Origin of the sequence: Flavobacterium chilense, assembly GCF_001602525.1 — a bacterium.
Lineage (GTDB): Bacteria > Bacteroidota > Bacteroidia > Flavobacteriales > Flavobacteriaceae > Flavobacterium > Flavobacterium chilense.
Genome location: NZ_LSYT01000011.1, coordinates 63,254 through 85,958, shown reverse-complemented (window position 1 = coordinate 85,958; position 22,705 = coordinate 63,254). Strand labels below are relative to the sequence as shown.

The window sequence follows — 22,705 nt, the reverse complement described above, 5'->3', positions numbered from 1 at the left end:
CTTATATCACTTATATGGTTTAAATCGTTTTATAAACTAATGTTCTAAAGATTAAGAAATTAAACATTTCACAAATCTGACAGAAAGTAGTCTAAATTAAAAACCTATTCCGTAAATTTGCAAAAAATTTACAATTATACAAATATAATATAAATGAGTACTACAACTACGCCATATGTGGCTTTCAAAGTAAAAGACATTTCTCTAGCGGCTTGGGGAAGAAAAGAAATTGAACTAGCTGAAGCTGAAATGCCAGGTTTAATGGCACTTCGCGCTGAATACAAAGATGAGCAGCCACTTAAAGGAGCTCGTATTGCTGGATGTTTACACATGACGATTCAAACTGCTGTTTTGATCGAAACTTTAATTGCTCTTGGTGCAGAGGTTACTTGGTCTTCTTGTAACATTTTCTCTACTCAGGATCAGGCTGCTGCTGCTATTGCTGCTGCTGGAATTCAGGTTTATGCCTGGAAAGGTCTTGATGAGCAATCATTTGACTGGTGTATTGAGCAAACTTTATTCTTTGGTGAAGACAGAAAACCATTGAACATGATTTTGGATGATGGTGGAGATTTAACTAATATGGTTATTGATCGTTTTCCTGAATTGGTTCCTGGAATTAAAGGTCTTTCTGAGGAAACTACAACTGGAGTTCACAGACTTTACGAAAGAGTAAAAGCCGGAACTTTACCAATGCCTGCAATCAACATTAATGACTCTGTTACTAAATCTAAATTTGATAACAAATACGGTTGTAAAGAATCTGCTGTAGATGCTGTTCGTCGTGCAACTGACTTAATGTTGGCTGGAAAAAGAGTTATCGTTTGCGGATATGGTGATGTTGGAAAAGGAACTGCTGCTTCTTTTAGAGGTGCAGGATCTATTGTAACAGTTACTGAAATCGATCCAATTTGTGCTTTACAAGCTGCAATGGACGGTTATGAAGTTAAAAAATTAAACACTGTAATTGCTAATGCTGATATCATCATTACAACTACAGGAAACAAAGATATCGTTCTTGGAGAGCACTTCGAGCAAATGAAAGATAAAACTGTTGTTTGTAACATTGGTCACTTTGATAACGAAATTGATATGGCTTGGTTAAACAAAAACCACGGTGCATCTAAAATCGAAATCAAACCTCAGGTTGACAAATATACTATCGCTGGAAAAGATATCATCATCTTAGCTGAAGGTCGTTTAGTAAACCTTGGTTGTGCTACAGGTCACCCAAGTTTTGTAATGAGTAACTCATTCACTAACCAAACTTTGGCACAAATCGAATTATGGAATAATAGTGCTGCTTACAACAATGACGTTTATATGTTACCAAAACATTTAGATGAAAAAGTTGCTGCCTTACACTTAGCTAAATTAGGCGTTGAACTTGAAGTTTTACGTGATGATCAGGCTGCTTACATTGGTGTTCCGGTTGAAGGTCCGTTCAAACCAGAATACTACAGATACTAAATCTATTTTAGATGGAAGATTTCTGATTTTAGATTTCTTCGATTACATATTCAAACCCGACAGGTTTTTAAAACTTGTCGGGTTTTATTTTTAATTCTTTATAGCCTGAAAGAATATTCTCTATATTTGACTGTTTTTTTAATTAAATAATTATGATTTCAACTAAAAATTTTAGCTCATTACCAAACAAGAATAAACTACAGCAAATCTGTAAAGCTATTTCTGTCTTAGATGCTATTATTTGCCAAGAATGGGAATATCGATATTACTCTTACAACTCAAAATGGGGAGAAGGAGAAGAATTTTGCGAAATGAGAAATGGCTCAGGAGACTTAATGAACATTTTATTTGTAGATAATAAATGTGTAATAAGCGGTTTTGCACACGAATATCAAAACAATGAGAAAAAAGAAGTCACAAAAAATCTTCCTGAAATTTACACCGAATTTATATTTGGCGAACCTGTTAAATCATATGGAACAACATTCTGTTTATGGCTTAATGAAAATAATGAGTGGCAAACAGGAAACATAAAAGATTACAATGATAATTCTGAAGAAATGCTGGAAATTTTTGACAGTAATCCACAAACCTACATTAATTGGGCAAGTGAATATTTCGAAGAATCATATAAAGAAACGGGAATCCCTCTGGAAACTGTTACGAAAATTTACGGAGGAGAAACTCTTACAAAAGAAATGATACTTTCAATCGTTAATGAAATTGAAGATTGGGAATTACTAGAATCAGATTTAAAAGAAATAAACTATCCTTATAATTTTAAATAGACAAATTAGATTATCTAAATTCATATTTCAAACCCGACAGTTTTTTTTAACTTGTCGGGTTTTATTTTTAAAAAGTGAGAGACTTATTCTTGGACAAAAAAGATTTCTACAAAAAACATTCTTTTTTAAGAATAACTCCTTAATTTTAAGAATCCGAATAAGTTACTATTTCTCAACTACATAAAAACTGTACTCTTGAAAAAAACATCTTATTTATTCCTTATATTATTTCTATTGTGTCTTCCGCACATTATTTTTTCGCAGGAAAAAAAGCCTAAAGTCGTGTTAGTGTTAAGCGGTGGCGGTGCAAAAGGAATTGCACATATCCCTCTTTTGCAAAAACTGGATTCATTGCATATTGTTCCAGACCTAATTGTTGGAAACAGTATGGGAAGTATCATTGGAGGTTTATATGCCATGGGATATTCCGGTGACAGCATAGAAAAAATCACAAAAGATATTTATTGGGATAAACTCTTGGGCGGAGGACAATCACTACGATCGGTAAGTGCCGAAGAAAAAAGAGAATTTCAAAGATATTTAGTAGGTATAGGGGTTAAAGACGGAAAACTGAATAGCGTTGGCTCTCTTTTAAACGATCAAAATCTAAGAGAATACCTTTCTGAATTAACCTTTCCTGTATATAACGTTAAAGATTTTGACAGTCTGCCAATACCATTCAGGGCTATGGCTACAGACCTGGCACAAGGCAAGGAAGTTATTTTGAGCAAAGGAAGTTTAGCTTATGCTATGAGGGCCAGTATGTCCCTTCCCGCTATTTTTCAGCCCATGCCTTACGAAAAAACAGTTTTAGTAGACGGAGGAGTATTAAATAACTTCCCTACTGATGTTGCCAAACAAATGGGTGCTGATATCATAATTGGCAGTGATGTTGGTGGCGGAATGGAACACATCGATAAACTGAATAATCTTATGACGATACTCATGCAGACCAGCATGTTTCCGAGTAATATTAAAAATCCTGCAAATCGTGACCTTTGTACAATATTAGTCGATCATATGCCTAATCTGCGTTTCTCTACTGCAGATTTCGCATCTAGTAATGAAATCTACAAAGATGGTAAAATCGCAACAAACCAAAATCTTCCAGCTCTAATAGCATTATCAGAAAAGCTAAAAGGATTTCAGCAGCGAACTCACAAATTGCCCGATGTCCCAGATGAATTTGTTCTAGACACCATAGTATATAAAAGAATAAGCCCCGAAAATATGCCATTGGTTGTCGGAAGAGCAAATCTAAAAACCCACGTTAAATATACCACCAAAGATTTAATTGCCGGAGTTAACAGAGCAATGGGTACAAATCTTTTTGATCAAATTACATACAGTTATTTCATCAAAGACGGAGATAAGTTAGGAATTACATTGTTCGGGTTTGAACGTGCAAAAAATCAGCTAAATACATCCGTACATTATGACACTTACAGAGGCGTTGGAATAATTTTTAATTATACAGGCCGAAATATCCTTGCTGCTGCATCACGTCTTCTTTTAACTGTAGATATTGCTGAACAGCCCAAAGCAAGAATCAACTATCAGAAAAATTTTGGACAACACAGAGAATGGTGGTGGGTATCTGAAGCTTACGGAGCTTTCCTGCGTCAGGAAATTTATATCAATGGCAAAGCGTCAGACAATATCCTTTATAATGCTTTTGAATTGAACAATGAAGTAAACAGAAATTTAAATTCTCTGAAAAGTTATATAGGTTTCGGATTACACTATAGTTATACTAATCTAAAACCAAAATATGACCGTGAATATAACCCTAACTCCGTCAGCATAAACAACTACAACTTTAACAATATCGAATTAAACCTGCATTATTCTTATAACGATATGGATAAAGTTTTTTTTGCTACAAGAGGAACCATCATAAAATCAAATGTAGCACGATCATTCCTTACGGATCTTAACACCTCTTTTACCGATCCGAATTTCACCCATTTTTCCGGCTCAACAAATGGTTACACGAAATTTGGTTTAAGTTTTGAAAAGAGATTACCCATAAAAAAGAAAATTACAGGAATCGTGGGATTTGATTCTTATTTTATTTTTCAGGACAAACTTAAACAAGATGATATTCCATTTTCAGGATTTGGTTATGCTGCAAAATATTTCCTTGGTGGTATTATACCAAGCTCCGGCAGTAATCGTTTTTCATTTCCGGGTCTGCATGAAGATGAACTCAATGTTACGCAATATATGGGACTTTCCCTTGCGTCTCAAGTAAACATAACAGGAAAAATTTATCTCACCCCTCACTTTAAGATTGCAACTATTGGTTTTGATTCTTTTAACGATTATATAGATCATGCATTTCATCCAAAAGGAAATTGGGACAATAACTTCGAAACCAGCCTGATACTATCCGGAGGTGCAGCGATTTCCTATCAATCCATTTTAGGCCCTATCCATTTTGATACTTCATGGATCAATAATATTGACAAAGTAAGGTTATTTTTCAGCGTAGGATTGTCGTTTAATCCGTAGCAATATTAAACAGATTCTTCAATCTAAAATTTGGGCGTGCCACCATCCTGATAAGAGGGCAAAATTACCATGCGCATATACGCCCTCTTATCAGGATGCTGTCGGGCTATCCGGGCTACTTCGGTAGCTTCCTCCTATCTCTCACGCAACCGATAATAAAACTTAAAAATTAATCAGATATTTTTGAATAATTTTTAAATTATAATATACATTTGAACTCCAAAACAAACTTAAATCCAAATTATGAGAACACGTTTTATTGTAGCGTTATTAGTAATGCTACCCTTTTTTGCTTCGGCACAGTTCAACAACCAGGCCAGAGCCATGCATCAGCAAATGAACGCCCAGAATCAAAAATGGGCAAGTGAACGCGCAATATCAAATCAGCAATGGCAAATGAGAGCCATGATGTCTCAGACAAATAAAATTCAGAGTGCTGAAAACAAATTAGCAAAAGAAGAAAAAAACAGAAATAAACTAGAAGAGAAAACAAATAAATTAAGCGCTGACCTTAAAACAAAACAAGAAGAACTGGCTGGTCTAAAAAACAATCCTGAGAGCAATAATAATCCTGATTTACAAAAAGACATTCAAAGATCAGAACAAAAAGTAGCAAAGTCTGAAGAAAAGTTAAATAAGTCAAGAACAAAACTGGAATCTAGTTCTAAAAAAGTAGAAGACTTTAAAAAACAAGTAGAAACCTCTAAAGCAGAAAAAGAAGAACTGACCAAAAAACAAGAGGAAGAAAAAAAGGTTAGAGAAGCGGAGAAAGAAAAGAAACAAAAAGAGAAAGAAGAAAAAGAGCAACTAAAAAAAGCAGCTAAAAGTTAATAAATTTATTTTAACACGATAACAAACCCTTACGATATCAATTTATAGTAAGGGTTTTCTTTTATATATTATCTTTGAAACTCATTATAAAATCTCCTTAAATCGACAACTATTAACAACATGATTGAAAAAGTTTTATGTGACCTACACGGTTCTAAAGAAATGTCTTTTTCCTGTATCCACATTGCTATGGCGATAGACACCAAAGAAAAAGTAGGTTTTTACTATTCAGAAGCCGAAGAAGATCTTCCGCAAATTGCCTGGTGCGGACAATGTGAACAATGGCTTTTGGATAATGGTGAAGAATGGACCGACGTTTTTCAAGCCAAAGCCGATTTCAAAACGCTATGCATTGACTGCTTTGACGAGGCAAAAAATAAAGAAACGGAAATTCATATTCGATAAATAAATTCTTTTCCGTTTCAAACAAAGCTTAACTTTGTAAAAAAGCGAAATCATGAAGAATTTTTTATTTTTATTTATTGCCATTATTTTCGAAATCATCGCAACTTCGGCACTAAAAAAGTCTGAGCAATTCACACAACTAGTGCCTGGCATTATTACAGTTGTGGGCTATTTTGCCGCATTTTATTTTTTGAGTTTTGCCATCAGAACAATTCCGGTTGGTTTTGCTTATGCCATCTGGTCTGGAGTCGGGATTGTTTTAATAACAGCTATTGGCGCTATTTTCTTTAAAGAAATACCTGATTTACCTGCCATAATTGGATTGGCTCTCATTATAATTGGTGTCGTTGTCATCAATGTTTTTTCTAAAACTGCAGCACATTAATACCATCATGAAAATAAGTTTTAGAAAAGCAACCATTTCAGATTTAAACGAAATGCAGCAATTGTATACCAATACGATACAATTTGCCTGCAAAAATGATTATAATTCTGCTCAAATTGAAGCCTGGATTTCCGGAGTAAAAAATACAGAACGCTGGACACAAGTTATCGAAACGCAATTTGTTGTATTGGCAATCATACAAGATCAAATCGTAGGTTTTGGAACTCTCAAAAACGGTAATTATATTGATTTCTTTTATATTCATAAGGATTTTCAAAGACGAGGAATTGCCAATAAACTATTGACTGAATTAGAATTAGAAGCTAAAAATCAGCATACAAAAATTATAACTTCTGATATCAGTATCACTGCAAAACCATTTTTTGAAAAGAAAGGATTCGTTGTAAAAGCCGAACAAAAAAATATCCGTTTAGATGTTGAATTGATTAATTACAAAATGGAGAAGCAATTAAAACAATAAAAGTCTAGCGGAATAATCTCCTGCAAGTCGCGAAGTCGCAAAAGTTTAATTTTAAAATTTAAGTCAATCTTTGTCGACGTACTTTGTGCCCTTCGACTTCGCTCACGGTGACAATACTAAAAAACTCTGCGACTTCGCGTCTTTGCGAAATTAAAAATATTGCGAACTTTGTGTAAATCTTTGCGATCTATGCGGTTAGAAAAACTCAGCAAGTTTCAGATTTTATAACTGCCAAAACCAATCGATCTTTGCCTTATAAAATTGAATAAAAATGAGCACACAGGAAACTATCAATTATAATCGAATTGCAGATGCAATAGATTATATCAAAGCGAATTTTAAAGCCCAACCAAATCTGGATGAGGTTGCCGAAAAAGTACACCTAAGTCCGTTTCATTTTCAAAGGCTTTTTAGCGATTGGGCAGGAACAAGTCCGAAGAAATTTTTACAATACACCAGCATTGAACATGCCAAAAAACTGCTGAAAGAGCATCAGGCAACTATTTCTGAAACGGCTTATGAAACAGGTCTTTCAGGTACAAGCCGACTCCATGACTTATTTGTAAATATCGAAGGAATGACCCCGGCAGAATATAAAAATGGCGGTAAAAACTTAGCTATTAACTATAGTTTTGCCGAAAGTCCGTTTGGGAATATTATTGTTGCTTCAACCCATAAAGGAGTTTGTTTTATGGCTTTCGCCGAAGATGAAGAAACCGGATTTGAAGACCTGAAACACAAATTCCCCAATGCCGGATTTACAAGAAAACTCGATTTATCTCAACAAAATGCGCTCTTTATTTTCCAGAATGACTGGAGTAAACTGTCTGAAATAAAACTGCATTTAAAGGGTACCGATTTTCAACTGAAAGTTTGGGAAACTTTATTAAAAATCCCAATGGGACAACTTTCTACTTATGGCACCATTGCACAGCAAATCGAGAAACCCAATGCTTCGAGAGCTGTTGGAACTGCTATTGGGAGTAATCCTGTAGCCTTTTTAATTCCGTGCCACCGCGTTATTCAGTCTTCAGGAACTTTTGGAGGTTATATGTGGGGAAACACCCGAAAAACCGCTATTATTGGCTGGGAAGGCGCACAAATAAATCTATAAGTTTTTCTGCTACGACTCGAGCGATAGCGAACAGGCGAAGCAATTCCGAATTATTCTTTTTAAATACTTCATCTAATATTATTCGAATTAATTCGAATAGATAATCGCAAAGATTTTAAAAGAATAATTCGTGAATTCGAGGCGAAAAAAAATCTCAATCTAAAATTATTATGCAAAATATACAATCTAAAATTGCTTCTCAAGACTGGGAAAGCATCACCGAATCTATGCATGAAAATGGATTCGCCATTATTCCGAATGTACTAAATAATGAGCAATGTGAAGATCTGAAATTCGACTATGATAATCCAAATTTATACCGAAAAACAGTTGTTATGGAACGTTATCGGTTTGGTTTGGGCGAGTACAAATATTTCAATTATCCCTTGCCTGATTTAATTCAGGATATTCGTTCTTTGATTTATCCAAAATTAGCTCCAATTGCAAATGCATGGATGAAAGTTCTTAACATTGATACTGTTTTTCCTGAAACACATGCAGAATTGTTACAACAATGTCACGATAATAATCAGCTAAAAGCAACTGTTTTAATTTTAAAATTGGTAAAAGCGGTTTCAATACGCTGCATCAGGATTTGTATGGTGATGTTTATTTTCCCATTCAGATTGTCTTATTTCTAAATGAACCTGATGAAGATTTTACCGGAGGTGAATTTGTTTTAACACAACAAACTCCAAGGGCACAATCGAAAGCTATTGTTCTAAAACCCAAGAAAGGAGATATTTTGATGTTTACTACCAACTTTAGGCCTGTAAAAGGTACAAAAGGGTATTATAGGGTAAATATGAAACATGGTGTAAGCGAAATTCATTCTGGTGAAAGACATACATTGGGCATTATTTTTCATGATGCGTTAAATTAAGGAGCAAAGGTTCAAAGGAGCAAAGTTGCAAAGCTATACAATATACAAAACCTCTGAACCTTTGTCTCTCTGAACCTCTGTAACTTAAAAATAAATGATTGTACACAATAAAATTTCAGATTCATATCTTCGGAATAAAATTAAAAATGCGGAGATTTGCTTTGGTGGAAACCAAAAATTAAAAATTTACGGAACTCTCAAATGTTCTTCAGGAAAAAGAATGAAGCGCGAAAATCGGGTTTTCTTTTCTTCTGAAAATGAAGCCATACAAAATGGCTTCAGACCTTGTGGACATTGCATGAAAACCAAATATCAAAACTGGAAAAATGGACTTATTTAATCCCGAAACTGACGAAACTACTAATTTACTTCCTAAAGACGGAACTGTAAACTATTATGGCAAACTGTTTTCGAGAGAAGAATCCAATCGTTATTTAGAGGTTCTTTTGAACACTGTTGAATGGAAAAATGATGAAGCTATTATTTTTGGAAAGTTAATTTTAACGAAACGAAAAGTAGCCTGGTACGGTGATCAGGAATTTGAATATACGTATTCGAATACCACCAAAAAAGCACTTAAATGGACAAAAGAGCTTTTGGAACTAAAGAGAATTGTAGAGGCCAAAACAGGAGAAACTTTTAATTCCTGTTTACTCAATTTATATCATTCCGGCGATGAAGGAATGGCCTGGCACAGTGATGCCGAAAAAGATTTGAAGAAAAATGGCGCCATTGGATCAGTCAGTTTTGGTGCTGAACGCAAGTTTGCATTCAAACATAAAGAATCTAAAGAAACGGTTTCTTTAATTTTAGAACATGGGAGTTTATTGGTTATGAAAGATGAAACACAAACACATTGGTTACATCGCTTACCTCCTACTAAAACCACTCAAAAACCAAGAGTGAATCTCACTTTTAGAACTATTGTTGGGTAAAGTATAACTTTTTTTTACCATTATGAGATTAAGAAAAGTTAAGATTTTAAACTTAATGAATTTTAATCTCTTATATGGTTAATTTAAAAGAATTCTATTTCATCTTGGGAGCAACATTTTGATAGGAAAGCTTCAAAGCATCTTCAAACATTTCTGGTCTTACTTTGGTCAGTTCTACAATTGTCCAGCCTTGTTTGCCCCACTTATTCGGAATTGGATAAAAAATCATTTCGCTTGAAGCACAAAAAACAGATTGATCTATTTCGTTCAATTTTAAAACTGCCCAATTATTTTTTTCGTCAAAAGTGGCAAATATTTTTTTCTTCACACGAAAAGAGATTTTCTCAAAATGAGGTTCTTCTGTTGCATCTGGAAATGACAAAGCTGTTTTTCTAAAATTCTCAATAGTAACCATATTCGTAAATTTTAAAGTTAAACCTTAATTTACCAGCCCTGATTTAGTCCATTTTTTAAAACCTCATCATATTTTTCTTTATCAAAAGTGTACAAGTTTGGGGCTTTGTGCGCCACATTACTTTTCTTTTCGTCGAGTTTGGTAAGAATTCCAATGTTTGTTATTTTTCGCAAAAAATTTCTTCTGTCCAGTTTTTTATCTAAAATGGTTTCATACAGCTTTTGCAATTGCGGAATCGTAAATTTCTCCGGCAATAAATTATAGCCAACAGGCATCAGGTTCAATTCGATACGAAGTGTGCTTAATGCTTTATCGAGAATTGCTGCATGATCTAAAATTAGTGCCGGAACTTCCTTATGATCTATCCATTCTATGATTTCCTGCTTGTTTTCTTTTTGCGGAATTGCTTTTAAAAAATCTATTAATGCATAATAACCAATAGTTACAAAACGCTGGGTAAACCACTTTCCTGCTTCTCTTGGAATTTTAAAATGATCTAAAACTGCATTGTCAAAATGTTTGTCGTTTCTTTTTACCTGTCCAAAAGTAGCAAACTGTCTTAAAAAGATGCCTTTCATTCCGGTTCGTTCATTTAAAACAGTAACTGCTGCTGTATCAATATCTTCATCAATAGGAACAAATCCTCCGGGCAAAGACCATTTATCTTCATACGGCGTTTTTATCAGTAAAACTTTTAGCTGGTTATCATGAAATCCAAAAATAACACAGTCAATAGAAAGTCCGGGTTGATAATTTGCGTTATTTTCTCCTATATCTTTTAACATTGAATGTTTTTAAAATCAATACTTCGTCTTAAATAAACATGCAATTTAAGTCATTTTTATAAAAACGATACATTTTTCTACAAACGGGTTTTTAATATTATTAAAATTCTTAAATAAAATGAAGAAATGTACATATCACAAATTTTACTTAAAATGAAAAATGAACTAAAAAAATAATTACATTGCGTCATAATAACACACTAAAGCTTCTTTTTGTGTTATTTCAATCATTAAAAAGAATAATATTACAAATTTAGAATTGGATTTCTGATTTTTTAATGAAAATGAAAAAGTAGACTAATAATGCAAGAGATATGATTACCAATCCATTAAAAAACATAAATGAAAAAATTAGAAACAAGATCTGGACTTCTTTTGGATTTGTTTCTAAAACGTATCTTCTTGAAGCTTCTCTAAAGTATAGTGAAGAACAGGAGAAAATTTTCAACCAGATGATTGTTGAAACAGAATCTAAAGATAAAAAAGCAAAGCGTGAGGCTTTTGATAAAGCATTGTACGCTTCTTATAAAGGAATTGGAGCTATGGATTTTATAAACACTGTTCTAAAATAGTTTCACTATATGTGACTCATTTTTAAATACAACCTTGCCTGCAGCGAGGTTTTTTTTATTTTAGGCTGTATTTTTTTAGAATACGTACGATATATCTAACACAATTCTATATTTTTGCCAATCCTAAAAGTAAGAATATACGCAATCAAACACTATAAAAGCTATTAAAATGGAAAACACGGTAGAATTAGAAAAATACAAAATTCAGAAACCTGAAAACTGGGCGAGCCAAATTAATGACACTCAACTTACTGAATCTATAAAAGAATCTGAATTTTCCAGTAAACAAGTCGAAGAAGGACGGGATTATTGTTATTTTTTAGATAAAATCTATTATACAAGTGATACTGAAAATAGCGAATATGCTTGTGTTGCGTATACGCTTAATGAACCTTAAAATCTGGAAAACGCATCTGTTATGGATGTAGTGGTCGAAGAAAACGAAACTTATATTATACACCGCATAAGTGTTTTAAGAGAAGGTGTTTTAATTGATAAAATCCAGGATACTAAAATCAAAGTACTGGATAGCGAAAACCAAAGTGATGGCGGGGTTCTAAGCAGCAATAAAAAGATCAATATTACGATTAAGGATTTACGCCTTTATGATGTTTTGATAATGGAAGATTCGAGAGTAAAAATATTTACTGATCGTGACTTTTTACGCAAAGAATTTCTAAAGTTTGTATGGGTAAGTCCAAGTACTTATTGGGCTTACGGAAATTATAAATTTACTTTTATCAATGATCGTAAAAATACAATTGCCTACAAAAAAACTTTTTTCAGAGATGAACAGGGAAATGTATTAGAACCGGAAATTAATCATTTAGAAAAAGGACAAAGGTTTACCATCGAAAAAGAAAACTACATCAACTTTGTAGATACCAATAGAGAGATTGCTCCTTTTATTGATTTTGCAACAGCTAACAACTGGGTTGAGTTGTCTAATTATATTTCGCCATTATATGAAGAGGTTTATAAGAAATCATCTTTAAAGGAATTTGCGCCTAATCTGGTTGAAAAACTGGATGCTATTACAAACAAGGATGAACAATTGCAGTTTGCCATTGATTATGTACAAAATCATGTGTATTATGTTTTTAATGCTGATGAAATGAATGGGCATAAACCACAGGAACCGTCGATAACGTATCAGAATAAACAAGGAGACTGCAAAGCAAAATCGGTTTTATTGAAAGTCGTTTTAGATTATATTAATGTTGATTCATCTGTAGTTTTGGTTAATTTCAATACAGATCATTACATGAAGTATTATTTACCGTCTTTACTTACTTTTAATCATGTTATTGTAAAGATTGATTATAAAGGTGAAACTTATTTTATTGATGCCACTAGTCGTGATGAATTTGGTTTGATTGAAAATCGCGGGTATATTTATTTCATGCACTATCTGGAAGTTAAACCAAATCAGGAATTGCAAATTAAAAAGCCTCATCAATTTCCTTATTATGGTATTAATGAAAAAGCTGATTTTAATGTAGAAAAGAATATTGGAAATCTTGTGTTAACGACTACTTACAAAGGAAATCGTGCCAATTATATGCGTAAATATTTTAAAAATACAAACAAAAGGGAGATCATTGACAGCTGGAATAATTTCTTTTTTTACACGCTGAATTATAATAATGACCGAAATGGAACTGATGTTAGAAATATTTTTAAGGATGCAACAATAGAAACTGTAAGTGATGACAAGCAACTGAACGAATATACGATTCGTTACAAATCTACTGTTCAGGATCCGTATTATACTGATGCTCAAAAAAATCGTTTCTTAATGTATTTTGACCGAAATGTGATTAAAAATAACGCAAGGGATTTTATGCACACTGATATTTTATTCTGGCATAACTTTGATAATGAGAAATACGAAATCAATCTTTATACAGATCAAAGAATTGATGCAGAAGAAAAATACACAACACAGGAAAGCACGATTAAGAATCCTTATTTTGATTATACCAGCCGTAAAAAAATCACAAAAAATGGTGCTTCAGTCTATATTGATTACAAATCATTGGTAAACTTAGAAATTCCTGCTGCAGATTTTGAAGAATTCAGAAATGCACATCACACGGTTTCTGACAGTAATTTTGGACTTGGAATTGATATCATTGAACAAGGTTTTATGAATTTGATGAAGTTTAACTTCAAAAAACTGGTAAAATAATGATAATAAAAAAAGGGCTTTATTAAAGCCCTTTTTTTATTGTTGAATTTTTAAAGCAATTCAAAATCAGATTTTAATTTGATATCTGCTGATGAAGCTCCAATCATTACTTCAAAATCTCCCGGTTCTGCTGCCCAGTCTAATTTGTTATTGTAGAACGAAAGTTTCTCTTTGTCAATTGTAAATTCGATGGTTTTAGATTCTCCTGCATTTAATTTCACTTTCTGGAAATCTTTCAATTCTAAAACCGGTCTTACTACAGATCCAAATTTATCTTTTAAATATAATTGTACAACTTCTTCTCCTGCTACTTTTCCAACATTTGATAATTGAAAGGAAACTTTAATGGTCTCGTTATTTCTCATTTTTGTCGAAGACAATTTCAAATCAGAATAGTTGAATTTGGTATAACTCAATCCATATCCAAAAGGAAATTTAGGTGAGTTTTTTAAATCAATGTAAGCAGAAACATAATTTTTAGAATCTTCATTTTTCGCTGGTCTTCCTGTACTGTAATGATTGTAGTAAATTGGTATCTGCCCTACTTCTCTCGGGAAAGTCATTGGTAATTTTCCAGATGGATTGTAATCTCCAAATAAAACATTAGCGATTGCATTTCCTGCTTCTGTACCTAACCACCAGGTGTATACAATTGCCGGAACATTGTCTGCTGTCCAGTTAAAAATTAAAGGTCTTCCTGCATTTACCAAAACTACAACTGGTTTTCCTGTTGCCTGAATTGCTTTTACCAAATCTTCCTGAACACCCGGTAAATGAAGATCACTACGACTTTTTGCTTCTCCGCTCATATCGCGTCTTTCTCCAATACTCAAAATTACAACGTCGGCTTGTTTGGCTGTTTCAACTGCTTCAGCAAAACCATCTTTGTTGTTTCCGTCAACATCACAACCTTTAGCGTATAGCAATTTGGTGTTTTTGCCTACTTTATTTTGTAAACCATCCCATTGCGAAACGATCCATTTGCTATAATCTACTTCTGGTAATTCTACAGACCAAAATCCCATGTTTTCTTTGTATTCTTTAACCATTGGTCCAATAAAAGCGATTGTTTTCAGGTTTTTAGAAAATGGTAACGTTTCATTTTCATTTTTTAATAAAACGATACTTTTTTGTGCTACATCAAGGGCTGCTTTTCTGTGTTCAGGATCATTCAGGGCTTTATCTGCTCTTTTTTGATCTGAATATCTGTATGGATCTTCAAATAAACCTAATTCAAATTTCTTGCGTAAAATACGTTTAACCGCATCATCAATTAAATCAACAGATACTTTTCCTTCTTTCACTAATTCGGCTAAATTATATCGGTAAGCATTACTTTCCATATCCATATCACTTCCCGCTGTAATGGCAGAAAGCGCCGCAGCTTTAAGATCTTTCGAATAACCATGCGCTACCATTTCGCCAATCGATCCCCAGTCTGAAACTACAAAACCCTGAAAATTCCATTTTCCTTTTAGGATGTCACGTTGCAAATGAGCATTCCCTGTAGCAGGAATTCCGTTTAGATCATTAAAGGAATTCATGAATGTTGCTGCTCCGGCATCTAATGCTGCTTTGAAGGGAGGTAAATAAGTTTCCCACAACATTCTTTCGCTCATGTCTACAGAGTTATAATCTCTTCCGCCAACAGCTGCGCCATAAGCGGCAAAGTGTTTAACGCAAGCCATAACTGAATTTAGATCACCCAGTTTGTTTCCCTGAAAACCTTTTACGCGGGCATAAGCAATTTTAGAGCCCAGATAGGTATCTTCTCCGGCACCTTCCATGACTCTTCCCCAACGCGGATCACGGCCAATATCTACCATCGGTGCAAAAGTCCAGTGAATTCCGCTTGCAGAAGCTTCTGTAGCCGCAACTCTTGCCGCCAGTTCAATTGCAGCTAAATCCCAACTTGCAGCCTCGGCTAACGGAATTGGAAAAGTGGTTTTGTAACCGTGAATCACATCCTGACCAAATAACAACGGAATTTTAAGTCGTGACTGCATCGCCAGTTCCTGATATTGTCTGGTATATTTTGTTCCAATAATATTTAACATCGAACCTACGATTCCGGCTTTTATTTCGGCTTGTTTGTTCGGGTTTATGGTAATCGGTCCCGTTGCAGAATTATCTCCTGTATACTGATTGAGCTGACCAATTTTCTCTTCAATGGTCATTTTTTTTAATAGAGCATTTACTTTTTGATCTATTGTTTCTTGTTGAGCGGTCGCAAAAAACGATAACATCAACAGGGTAAATGTGGTTAATTTTTTCATTCTTGTTTAATTAATTTCTATTAAAACAGGCAAATGATCTGACGGATATTTTAAATCTTTTGAATCACTTAGAACTGCATGCTTTTGAACCGTTAGTCCGCTGTTTTTAGAGATGAATATATAATCTAATAATAAGGTAACAGGTTCATTATGTTTAAAATCGTTAAAAGTTCCTGATGGTCCAAAAGGTTTTTCTTTCGAAACATCTTTGGTATCATCCATTACTTTTTTAATGGTTACAATTTGTTTAGTATCCGGTTCTGAATTAAAATCTCCCATTAAAAAAACAGGCAACTTATTTGTATTTAATGCTGCTATTTTCGAAAGAACCAATTCTACACCTTTTACTCTGGCTACTTCTCCCATGTGATCGAGATGCAGGTTAAAAATCCAAAATACTTTATTGGTTTTCAAATCTTTAAACAATCCATAGGTACAAACTCTATTGCAGGCAGCATCCCAGCCTCTTGAAACTTTATCCGGTGTTTCGGATAACCAAAACGTGTTTGATTCCTGCACCTGAAAACGATCTTTTTTATAGTAAATCGTACAGGCTTCACCTGTTCCTTTTTCTTCTCTTCCTATTCCAAACTTGTTATATTTTGGCAATGCCAAAGCGATATCTGTAACCTGATTTGGTGTTGCTTCCTGAACTCCAAAAATATCCGGACTGTAAAATTGAATTTGCGAGGCAAAATAATCTTTACGATTTGGCCAGGCATTTTCTCCATCAGAAGCAACATCTAATCGAATATTATAAGTCATGATTTTTAAATTCTGACCATAGAACGGAGTACTTACAAGAAGTAGCATTACTGCTAAAAAAATTACGTTTGTCTTTTTCATGTTAAAAAATTTTAATGCTGTAAAGCTACCATTTCAATAGCCTTAAAGAAAAAAATTAACTTCAAAACAATGTTAATTATATACTCTATTATAATCAGTATCAAATTTATCATGTGTACTATGGCGATAATTAGTTTTTCAAAATTCTATACCATTACCTGCGAAAAGATGTTGCTTCTCTTTATTTTTAAGCTTATTTTTTGCTTTCTGTAAAATCTAAATAGTTCAGATTGAAGCCACCTTTTTCAAAAACTACTTTAATTTTATTTGTACCGGCATCTAAAGCTACACCAGATAAAATAATCGTTTTCCATTTTTCATTTCCTCCTGTTGCAGGAAGCGTAATGGTTTCTGATTTCTTTCCGTTTTCAGTTTCCAGATACAGCTTTCCTTCTAAGTTTTCACTTGAATAGCGAATAGCTACTTTGTATTTCCCTTGTTTTTTAACCTGTGCAGTAAACTGCAACCATTCTCCGTCTTCAATAAACGAAACCTGATAACCGTTTGATCCTGCATCTTTGCATGGCAAAATATCGACACCGTCATTTCGCATTGTATTTCCTTTGTTCCAGTCTTCAAATTTTCCGGTTTCTACTCTGTAGTTTACAAAATCTTTATCCAGATAGGCATAGCCATTTGTTCCTAAATCATACTGAGTTGCTGCAATTTTTCCGGGAATCAAATGCTTTTTATAGGGTTTGGTATCATTTGTCTGAACTTGTCTGAACATTGCATCGATTACATCTGGCTTAACTGTTACGTTTTCCATTTTGTAATTATCTGCCATTTTCATTAATGCTTTTTTCGCGAAATCAGCTGATGGTTTTTGACCTCCGTCTTTCCAGTATTTTAATAAAACATCGTATTCCGGAATTTTGGTTACTGAAGTTACTCCTGCAATATTTTCGATTTTTTTCATTGGCCAGAAAGCCCATCCAATATTATTGCTTTCTACTAATGTCAGGGCGTCTTTAAACCAAACATTGGAGTTTTCTCCACTTTCTCCCAACCAGATTGGCACATTATATTGGGTTCTGTAATCCAACATTTTTTTGATTGATTCTTTAGTATTGTAGTTCCAGTATTTATGAAAACTCAACGCCATATTATCATCCCATAAAGGAAAAATTCCGTTGTAATTATTTCCCCAACAGTTTCCTTCAATAAAAATTAAATGGTTGGTATCGACTTCACGAATGGCTTTTGTAACCTGAACCATTAATTCTCTTAAAGGTCCGTTTGAGTTTTCATCACAACCATTTTTATTGGTTCCTGTAAAATTCCAGTTGGGTTCGTTGATGATGTCGTAGGCACCAATCCAGGGATTATCTCTATAACGTGAAGCCAGTTTTTTCCATAAAGCAATCATTTTTTTCTGATTGGCTTCACTTTGCCAAAGTGATGGTTTTGTAGTATCGTAATCCGAAATTGCAGCATCATTTCCTTGTCCGCCCGGAGCAGCATGCAAATCTAAAATAAGGTACATTTTATTCTCGGCACACCATTTCAGTAAATTGTCTGTAATGGTAAAACCTTCTTCTATCCAGGTGATTTCACCATTTTTTTCTTCCTGAATTGGTGGTGTATACAGGTTATAATGCATTGGTAAACGAATAGAATTAAAACCCCAGGCTGCAAGTGAATCAACATCGCGTTTTGTGATTCCGTTTGCTTTGTAAGCGGCATAAAACTCTTTGGTTCCCTGTTCTCCGATAACGTCCTGAATTTTTTGTCTGATAACATATTGCGGACTTGCAAATGGCTGTGTCTGCAACATATATCCTTCCTGCACCATCCAGCCGCCTACTCCAAGTCCTCTTAATATTATGTTTTTTCCGTTACCATCTACAATATTTTGTCCGTCTCTGTGCAAAAATCCTTGCCCAAAAGCGGTAATAGAAAGTAATAGTTGTAATGTGATAATTATTTTTTTCATGCTCTTCTTTTTAACTTAATGCGTTTTCATACGCTTAAAATACCTGCAAGATTTTAAAAACCTTGCAGGATATACAATGGTTTATTTTAACAGAAAATCCTTTTTTTGATTAGCGATTTGAATTGTAAAAGTCCCTTTTTCAGAAATCCATTTTAAATCTTCATTTACAAATTGCAGATCTTTTTGATTTAAGGTGAATTTTACTGTTTTGGTTTCGTTTGGATTCAGGCTAATTTTTTCGAATCTTTTTAATGCTTTAACTTCCGGTGTAATACTCGCCACATTGTCTGACAAATACAATAAAACAGCTTCTTTTCCTGCTTTTGATCCTGAATTTGTAACATCAACAGAAACATTTACTTCGTCTGTAGTATTGATTTCGGTTTTGTCAATTTTTAAATTTGAATACGTAAAAGTGGTGTATGATAATCCTGTTCCAAACTCAAACTGAGGCGAATAACTTTTCTCGTATTTGGCATCGTTATTCTGCTCATTTTCAGAAATACTTTCTGTGTATTTTCTATTGTATTTTTCTAATGAATTAGGGTATTTTGGATAGTTATAAGGTAATCTTCCGCTTGGGTTTACATCTCCGTATAAAATATCTACCAAAGCTCTCGCTCCTTCATTCCCCGGAAGGTAACACTGAATTACAGCACTCATTTTGTCTTCGAAATCGCTAATTAATCTTGGTCTTCCTTCGTTTAAAACTAAAACGATTGGTTTATTTAATTTTGCTAAAGCCAAAGCTAATTTTATTTGTGATGCACTCATATACAGATTGCTGATATCGCCGGGAGTTTCGGTGTAATTTTTCTCACCCAGACACAAAACAATTTTAGAAGCTGTTTTTGCCAGTTCTACAGCTTTCTGAATTTCGGTATCGTCTTCTTTTTCAAGATCTGCACCTGGTGTATAGAGTACATTTTCTTTTCCTAATTTATTTTGAAAGGCTTCCAGAATAGTAAATTTATCAGCGGCATATGTATCTGAATTTTCACCTTGCCAGGTATATGACCAGCCACCGTTTAAATATTTCATGCTATTAGCTGTCGCCCCTGTCACTAAGATTTTTTCGTTTTTGTTTAATGGTAAAACAGCTGCATTGTTTTTTAACAAAGTAATAGATTCTGCTGCTGTATTATACGCTTCCTGAATGTGTTCCGGTGATCCAAATTTTGGATAATCCTTGAGGTTTGCAACTGAATTCTCAAACAAATTCAATTCAAACTTCATTCTTAGAATTCGGGTAACGGCATCATCAATTCTTGAAACAGGTACTTCGCCTTTTTTTACCAAATCAACTAAATCGGTATAAAAAGAAAATTCTTCGGGAACCATACTCATATCGATTCCTGCCATTACAGCAATACGAACTGCATCACGTTTAGATTCAGCTACTTTATGTCTGGTATACAAATAGATTATATCTTTCCAGTCTGTAACAACTACGCCCTGAAAACCAAGTTCTTTTTTAAGAATATCGGTAATCAGATGTTTGCTTGAATGCACCGGAGTTCCGTTGATTTCGCCTGAACTTACCATAACACTTTTTGCTCCGGCATTGATAGCTGCCTGATAAATGGTTAAATCATATTGTCTTAAAATCCTCTCCGGAATAATACTTGGTGTTCTGTCTTTTCCTGTTGTGGTACTGCCATATCCAATATAATGTTTCATACAAGAAGCAACACTATATTTAGAACCTACATTGTTGTTTCCTTCAAAGCCATCTACCAGAGCAACCGCCATTCTTGAAGATAAATAGGCATCTTCTCCAAATGATTCCCACATTCTTGACCAAGCAGGATTTCTCGGAAAATCTAAATCTGGCGAAAAAACCCATGGAATTGAGGATGCTCTAGTTTCATAAGCCGAAATTTCTGCTCCACGTTTTACCAGATCAGTATTAAAAGTCGCCGCTAAACCTATTTGTTGCGGAAACAAAGTTGCTCCTGCAGTATAACTTGCTCCATGAATGGCATCGATACCATATAAAACCGGAATTTTAAGTCTGGTTTTGTTTGCTTCGTTTGAAATTGCAGTTAGTGTTTCCTGCCATCTTTTTAGAGTTGGCGCTCCGGGATTTGGTACATTCAAAATAGATCCAATATGATAATCCTGAATTCCTTGTTTCAGCTTTGCGGCGTCGAAATATCCTGGTTTGGCGGGATCTTCAAATATGGTTACGGTGATCTGAGTCATTTGCCCCACTTTTTCTTCAAGTGTCATTTTCGACAATAACTCTGAGACCTTTGCGTCTATCGCTGATTTTTTATTTTTTGCTTCCTGACTCCATGCTGACCCGTAAATTAAGAGAGCCAGTATTAGCAACTTAGTGTTTTTCATTTTAAACTTTTAAATTAATGTTTCATAATTAAAACTCTAATATTCCAGAGTTTGCATGGCATGTGCCGGTATTATAATGGTTGTTTTCTGCTTATTGTTTGTGATGCTGTAAATCACTTCTTTATCAGATGAATTCATGATAATGGTCGCAATTTTTCCGTCTGTATTTTTAAACGTGGTACTTAGCAACGTTTTGTCGCTGATCGTTGCTTCGATTCGTTTTGCATTTGGTCTGATAAATTTTGACAAATGACCTATATAGTAATACATTGGTGTATATATTAACTCATCTTTTGAAGTATCTCCGTGAATGGGTGCAAAACAAAAGTTACCTACATGATTTGGTCCTCCGTTTTGATCTAACAGAATATTCCAATCTGTCCAGGCGACGGTTCCGTTATTAAAATCATTGATCATGTTTAATCCGTATCGCTCCGCATTTCCCCAAAACTGGAACTTACCGGCATCAAATTTTTCAATACAGCCTTCTGTAAAAATTAAGTTTTTGTTTGGAAAGGCTTTATGAACTTCGGCAACTGATTCGAATTTTGGTGTTCCTCCGTTCCAGGTTTCATACCAGTGAAATCCAATTCCCCATGCATATTTTGAAACTTCGGGATCTGAGAAAACCAGATTGGCTCGTGTTACTAACATATCTCCACGATTATGATCCCAGATGATAATGTTTTTTGACCCCAGACCTTCCTTTTCAAGGGTTGGTCCCAGAAAGTTTTTCAGAAAATCTCTTTCGGCTTCCGGAGTATAAATGCAGGATTCCCATCTTTGTTTTGCCATTGGCTCATTCTGAATGGTTAATCCCCAAACAGGGATTCCTTCTTTTTCATATGCCTTTATAAATTTTGCATAATAATTGGCCCACGACTGAGCAAATTCAGGCAATAAAACGCCGCCGTGCAAAATATCATTATTGTCTTTCATAAAAGCTGGGGGACTCCATGGACTTGCAAATAAGGTTATTTTCCCGCCGGCTGTTTCAATTGCTTTTTTAATTAGTGGTATTCTGTATTTTCTATCATGATCAATATTGAAGGTTTTTAAATCTTTGTCTCCTTCCTGAACATAGGTATAACTTTCGCTGCTAAAATCGCAACTATGAATATTTGTTCTGGCTAAAGAGTAGCCAATTCCTTTGTTTTTATCATAATAAGCGGTAAGGAATTCCTGTTGCTTTTTTGGAGATAATCTGGCAAAGACTTCAGCGCTCGCATCTGTAATTGCACCTCCAATTCCCAGAAAAGTCTGGTATGTTTTTGCCGGATCTATTGTAATAGAAACGGTTGAATTTGTTTGTTGTGAAGTTGAGATTAAATCATTGGATAATGATAATCTTAAATTGGTATTTTCTGCAGTGGTATAAACACTAATTTTTGAGTTTGGTTTGGATTTAGCAACAGTAGAATCGGCTACAGTCTTTGATGAAGAACAACTTAATTGCAGAATTAATATTGGAATTATTAAAATTTTATGGGTTGATTTCATTGTATTTCTAGATTCTATTTAAAAAAATA

General features: G+C 34.2%; 18 protein-coding genes and 2 pseudogenes. 13 read left to right on the top strand and 7 right to left on the bottom strand.

Features of this window, described 5'->3' with window-relative positions; translation table 11 throughout:
• Positions 1–153 precede the first annotated feature (153 nt).
• From ahcY to A4F88_RS22095, 11 genes and pseudogenes are all read left to right on the top strand, one after another.
• Entirely contained in the window at positions 154–1,470 is a 1,317-nt protein-coding gene (gene ahcY, locus A4F88_RS22145; RefSeq protein ID WP_031454371.1) for an adenosylhomocysteinase, read from the top strand.
• Positions 1,471–1,622: 152 nt separating this feature from the next.
• Positions 1,623–2,258 carry a hypothetical protein gene (locus tag A4F88_RS22140; protein ID WP_082815834.1) on the top strand — a complete coding sequence of 212 codons (636 nt, stop codon included), beginning with the start codon at positions 1,623–1,625 and terminating at the stop codon, positions 2,256–2,258.
• Positions 2,259–2,453: 195 nt separating this feature from the next.
• Positions 2,454–4,772 (top strand): patatin-like phospholipase family protein, encoded by a 2,319-nt coding sequence (locus tag A4F88_RS22135; RefSeq protein ID WP_068844947.1) that lies wholly within the window; start codon positions 2,454–2,456, stop codon positions 4,770–4,772.
• A 243-nt stretch (positions 4,773–5,015) separates the two neighbouring features.
• Positions 5,016–5,603: a hypothetical protein gene (locus tag A4F88_RS22130; RefSeq protein WP_068844946.1), complete on the top strand. Its 588-nt coding sequence runs from the start codon at positions 5,016–5,018 to the stop codon at positions 5,601–5,603.
• Between the two features lie 162 nt (positions 5,604–5,765).
• The gene (locus A4F88_RS22125; protein ID WP_245179196.1) at positions 5,766–6,008 is read left to right on the top strand and encodes a hypothetical protein; all 243 of its coding nucleotides are present in this window, start codon (positions 5,766–5,768) and stop codon (positions 6,006–6,008) included.
• A 52-nt stretch (positions 6,009–6,060) separates the two neighbouring features.
• The gene (locus A4F88_RS22120) at positions 6,061–6,393 is read left to right on the top strand and encodes a DMT family transporter (RefSeq protein ID WP_068844944.1); all 333 of its coding nucleotides are present in this window, start codon (positions 6,061–6,063) and stop codon (positions 6,391–6,393) included.
• 7 nt (positions 6,394–6,400) lie between these two features.
• Positions 6,401–6,874: a GNAT family N-acetyltransferase gene (locus A4F88_RS22115; protein ID WP_143155082.1), complete on the top strand. Its 474-nt coding sequence runs from the start codon at positions 6,401–6,403 to the stop codon at positions 6,872–6,874.
• A 271-nt stretch (positions 6,875–7,145) separates the two neighbouring features.
• Positions 7,146–7,988: a bifunctional helix-turn-helix domain-containing protein/methylated-DNA--[protein]-cysteine S-methyltransferase gene (locus A4F88_RS22110; RefSeq protein ID WP_068844943.1), complete on the top strand. Its 843-nt coding sequence runs from the start codon at positions 7,146–7,148 to the stop codon at positions 7,986–7,988.
• 170 nt (positions 7,989–8,158) lie between these two features.
• Positions 8,159–8,871: pseudogene (locus A4F88_RS22105) on the top strand (2OG-Fe(II) oxygenase).
• Between the two features lie 94 nt (positions 8,872–8,965).
• Complete coding sequence (locus A4F88_RS22100; protein ID WP_068844942.1) at positions 8,966–9,211, top strand: Ada metal-binding domain-containing protein; 246 nt, start codon at positions 8,966–8,968, stop codon at positions 9,209–9,211.
• The gene (locus A4F88_RS22095; protein ID WP_068844941.1) at positions 9,198–9,806 is read left to right on the top strand and encodes an alpha-ketoglutarate-dependent dioxygenase AlkB family protein; all 609 of its coding nucleotides are present in this window, start codon (positions 9,198–9,200) and stop codon (positions 9,804–9,806) included. Before A4F88_RS22100 ends, A4F88_RS22095 begins: the two co-directional genes overlap by 14 nt.
• Before the next feature lie 94 nt (positions 9,807–9,900).
• On the opposite strand, the gene A4F88_RS22090 is transcribed toward A4F88_RS22095, so the two are convergent.
• Positions 9,901–10,221, bottom strand: a complete 321-nt coding sequence (locus A4F88_RS22090) for an MmcQ/YjbR family DNA-binding protein (RefSeq protein ID WP_068844940.1) — start codon at positions 10,219–10,221, stop codon at positions 9,901–9,903.
• A gap of 29 nt (positions 10,222–10,250) precedes the next feature.
• Positions 10,251–11,006: an NUDIX hydrolase gene (locus A4F88_RS22085; protein WP_068844939.1), complete on the bottom strand. Its 756-nt coding sequence runs from the start codon at positions 11,004–11,006 to the stop codon at positions 10,251–10,253.
• Between the two features lie 314 nt (positions 11,007–11,320).
• On the opposite strand from A4F88_RS22085, the gene A4F88_RS22080 reads away from it, so the two are divergent.
• Together A4F88_RS22080 and A4F88_RS22075 are read left to right on the top strand one after the other, a co-directional pair.
• Positions 11,321–11,578: a hypothetical protein gene (locus A4F88_RS22080; protein WP_068844938.1), complete on the top strand. Its 258-nt coding sequence runs from the start codon at positions 11,321–11,323 to the stop codon at positions 11,576–11,578.
• 169 nt (positions 11,579–11,747) lie between these two features.
• A pseudogene (locus A4F88_RS22075) lies at positions 11,748–13,769 on the top strand (DUF3857 domain-containing protein).
• A gap of 50 nt (positions 13,770–13,819) precedes the next feature.
• Here A4F88_RS22075 and A4F88_RS22070 read toward each other — a convergent pair.
• The 5 genes from A4F88_RS22070 to A4F88_RS22050 all read right to left on the bottom strand — a co-directional run bounded on the left by A4F88_RS22070 (position 13,820) and on the right by A4F88_RS22050 (position 22,676).
• Entirely contained in the window at positions 13,820–16,045 is a 2,226-nt protein-coding gene (locus tag A4F88_RS22070; protein ID WP_068844937.1) for a glycoside hydrolase family 3 N-terminal domain-containing protein, read from the bottom strand.
• A 6-nt stretch (positions 16,046–16,051) separates the two neighbouring features.
• Complete coding sequence (locus A4F88_RS22065) at positions 16,052–16,891, bottom strand: endonuclease/exonuclease/phosphatase family protein (protein WP_068844936.1); 840 nt, start codon at positions 16,889–16,891, stop codon at positions 16,052–16,054.
• Positions 16,892–17,084: 193 nt separating this feature from the next.
• A complete protein-coding gene (locus A4F88_RS22060) occupies positions 17,085–18,827 on the bottom strand; it encodes a cellulase family glycosylhydrolase (protein ID WP_068844935.1) in 1,743 nt (580 codons plus the stop codon).
• An 81-nt stretch (positions 18,828–18,908) separates the two neighbouring features.
• Positions 18,909–21,176 (bottom strand): glycoside hydrolase family 3 N-terminal domain-containing protein, encoded by a 2,268-nt coding sequence (locus tag A4F88_RS22055; RefSeq protein ID WP_068844934.1) that lies wholly within the window; start codon positions 21,174–21,176, stop codon positions 18,909–18,911.
• A 36-nt stretch (positions 21,177–21,212) separates the two neighbouring features.
• Positions 21,213–22,676 (bottom strand): glycoside hydrolase family 30 protein, encoded by a 1,464-nt coding sequence (locus A4F88_RS22050; protein WP_068844933.1) that lies wholly within the window; start codon positions 22,674–22,676, stop codon positions 21,213–21,215.
• Positions 22,677–22,705 lie beyond the last annotated feature (29 nt).

Excerpts from the sequence above, each read along its gene's own strand:
- ahcY (WP_031454371.1), top strand. The coding sequence starts at position 154 with ATGAGTACTACAACTACGCCATATGTGGCTTTCAAAGTAAAAGACATT.
- A4F88_RS22140 (WP_082815834.1), top strand. The coding sequence starts at position 1,623 with ATGATTTCAACTAAAAATTTTAGCTCATTACCAAACAAGAATAAACTA.
- A4F88_RS22130 (WP_068844946.1), top strand. The coding sequence starts at position 5,016 with ATGAGAACACGTTTTATTGTAGCGTTATTAGTAATGCTACCCTTTTTT.
- A4F88_RS22125 (WP_245179196.1), top strand. The coding sequence starts at position 5,766 with ATGTCTTTTTCCTGTATCCACATTGCTATGGCGATAGACACCAAAGAA.
- A4F88_RS22120 (WP_068844944.1), top strand. The coding sequence starts at position 6,061 with ATGAAGAATTTTTTATTTTTATTTATTGCCATTATTTTCGAAATCATC.
- A4F88_RS22115 (WP_143155082.1), top strand. The coding sequence starts at position 6,401 with ATGAAAATAAGTTTTAGAAAAGCAACCATTTCAGATTTAAACGAAATG.
- A4F88_RS22110 (WP_068844943.1), top strand. The coding sequence starts at position 7,146 with ATGAGCACACAGGAAACTATCAATTATAATCGAATTGCAGATGCAATA.
- A4F88_RS22100 (WP_068844942.1), top strand. The coding sequence starts at position 8,966 with ATGATTGTACACAATAAAATTTCAGATTCATATCTTCGGAATAAAATT.
- A4F88_RS22095 (WP_068844941.1), top strand. The coding sequence starts at position 9,198 with ATGGACTTATTTAATCCCGAAACTGACGAAACTACTAATTTACTTCCT.
- A4F88_RS22090 (WP_068844940.1), bottom strand. The coding sequence starts at position 10,221 with ATGGTTACTATTGAGAATTTTAGAAAAACAGCTTTGTCATTTCCAGAT.
- A4F88_RS22085 (WP_068844939.1), bottom strand. The coding sequence starts at position 11,006 with ATGTTAAAAGATATAGGAGAAAATAACGCAAATTATCAACCCGGACTT.
- A4F88_RS22080 (WP_068844938.1), top strand. The coding sequence starts at position 11,321 with ATGATTACCAATCCATTAAAAAACATAAATGAAAAAATTAGAAACAAG.
- A4F88_RS22070 (WP_068844937.1), bottom strand. The coding sequence starts at position 16,045 with ATGAAAAAATTAACCACATTTACCCTGTTGATGTTATCGTTTTTTGCG.
- A4F88_RS22065 (WP_068844936.1), bottom strand. The coding sequence starts at position 16,891 with ATGAAAAAGACAAACGTAATTTTTTTAGCAGTAATGCTACTTCTTGTA.
- A4F88_RS22060 (WP_068844935.1), bottom strand. The coding sequence starts at position 18,827 with ATGAAAAAAATAATTATCACATTACAACTATTACTTTCTATTACCGCT.
- A4F88_RS22055 (WP_068844934.1), bottom strand. The coding sequence starts at position 21,176 with ATGAAAAACACTAAGTTGCTAATACTGGCTCTCTTAATTTACGGGTCA.
- A4F88_RS22050 (WP_068844933.1), bottom strand. The coding sequence starts at position 22,676 with ATGAAATCAACCCATAAAATTTTAATAATTCCAATATTAATTCTGCAA.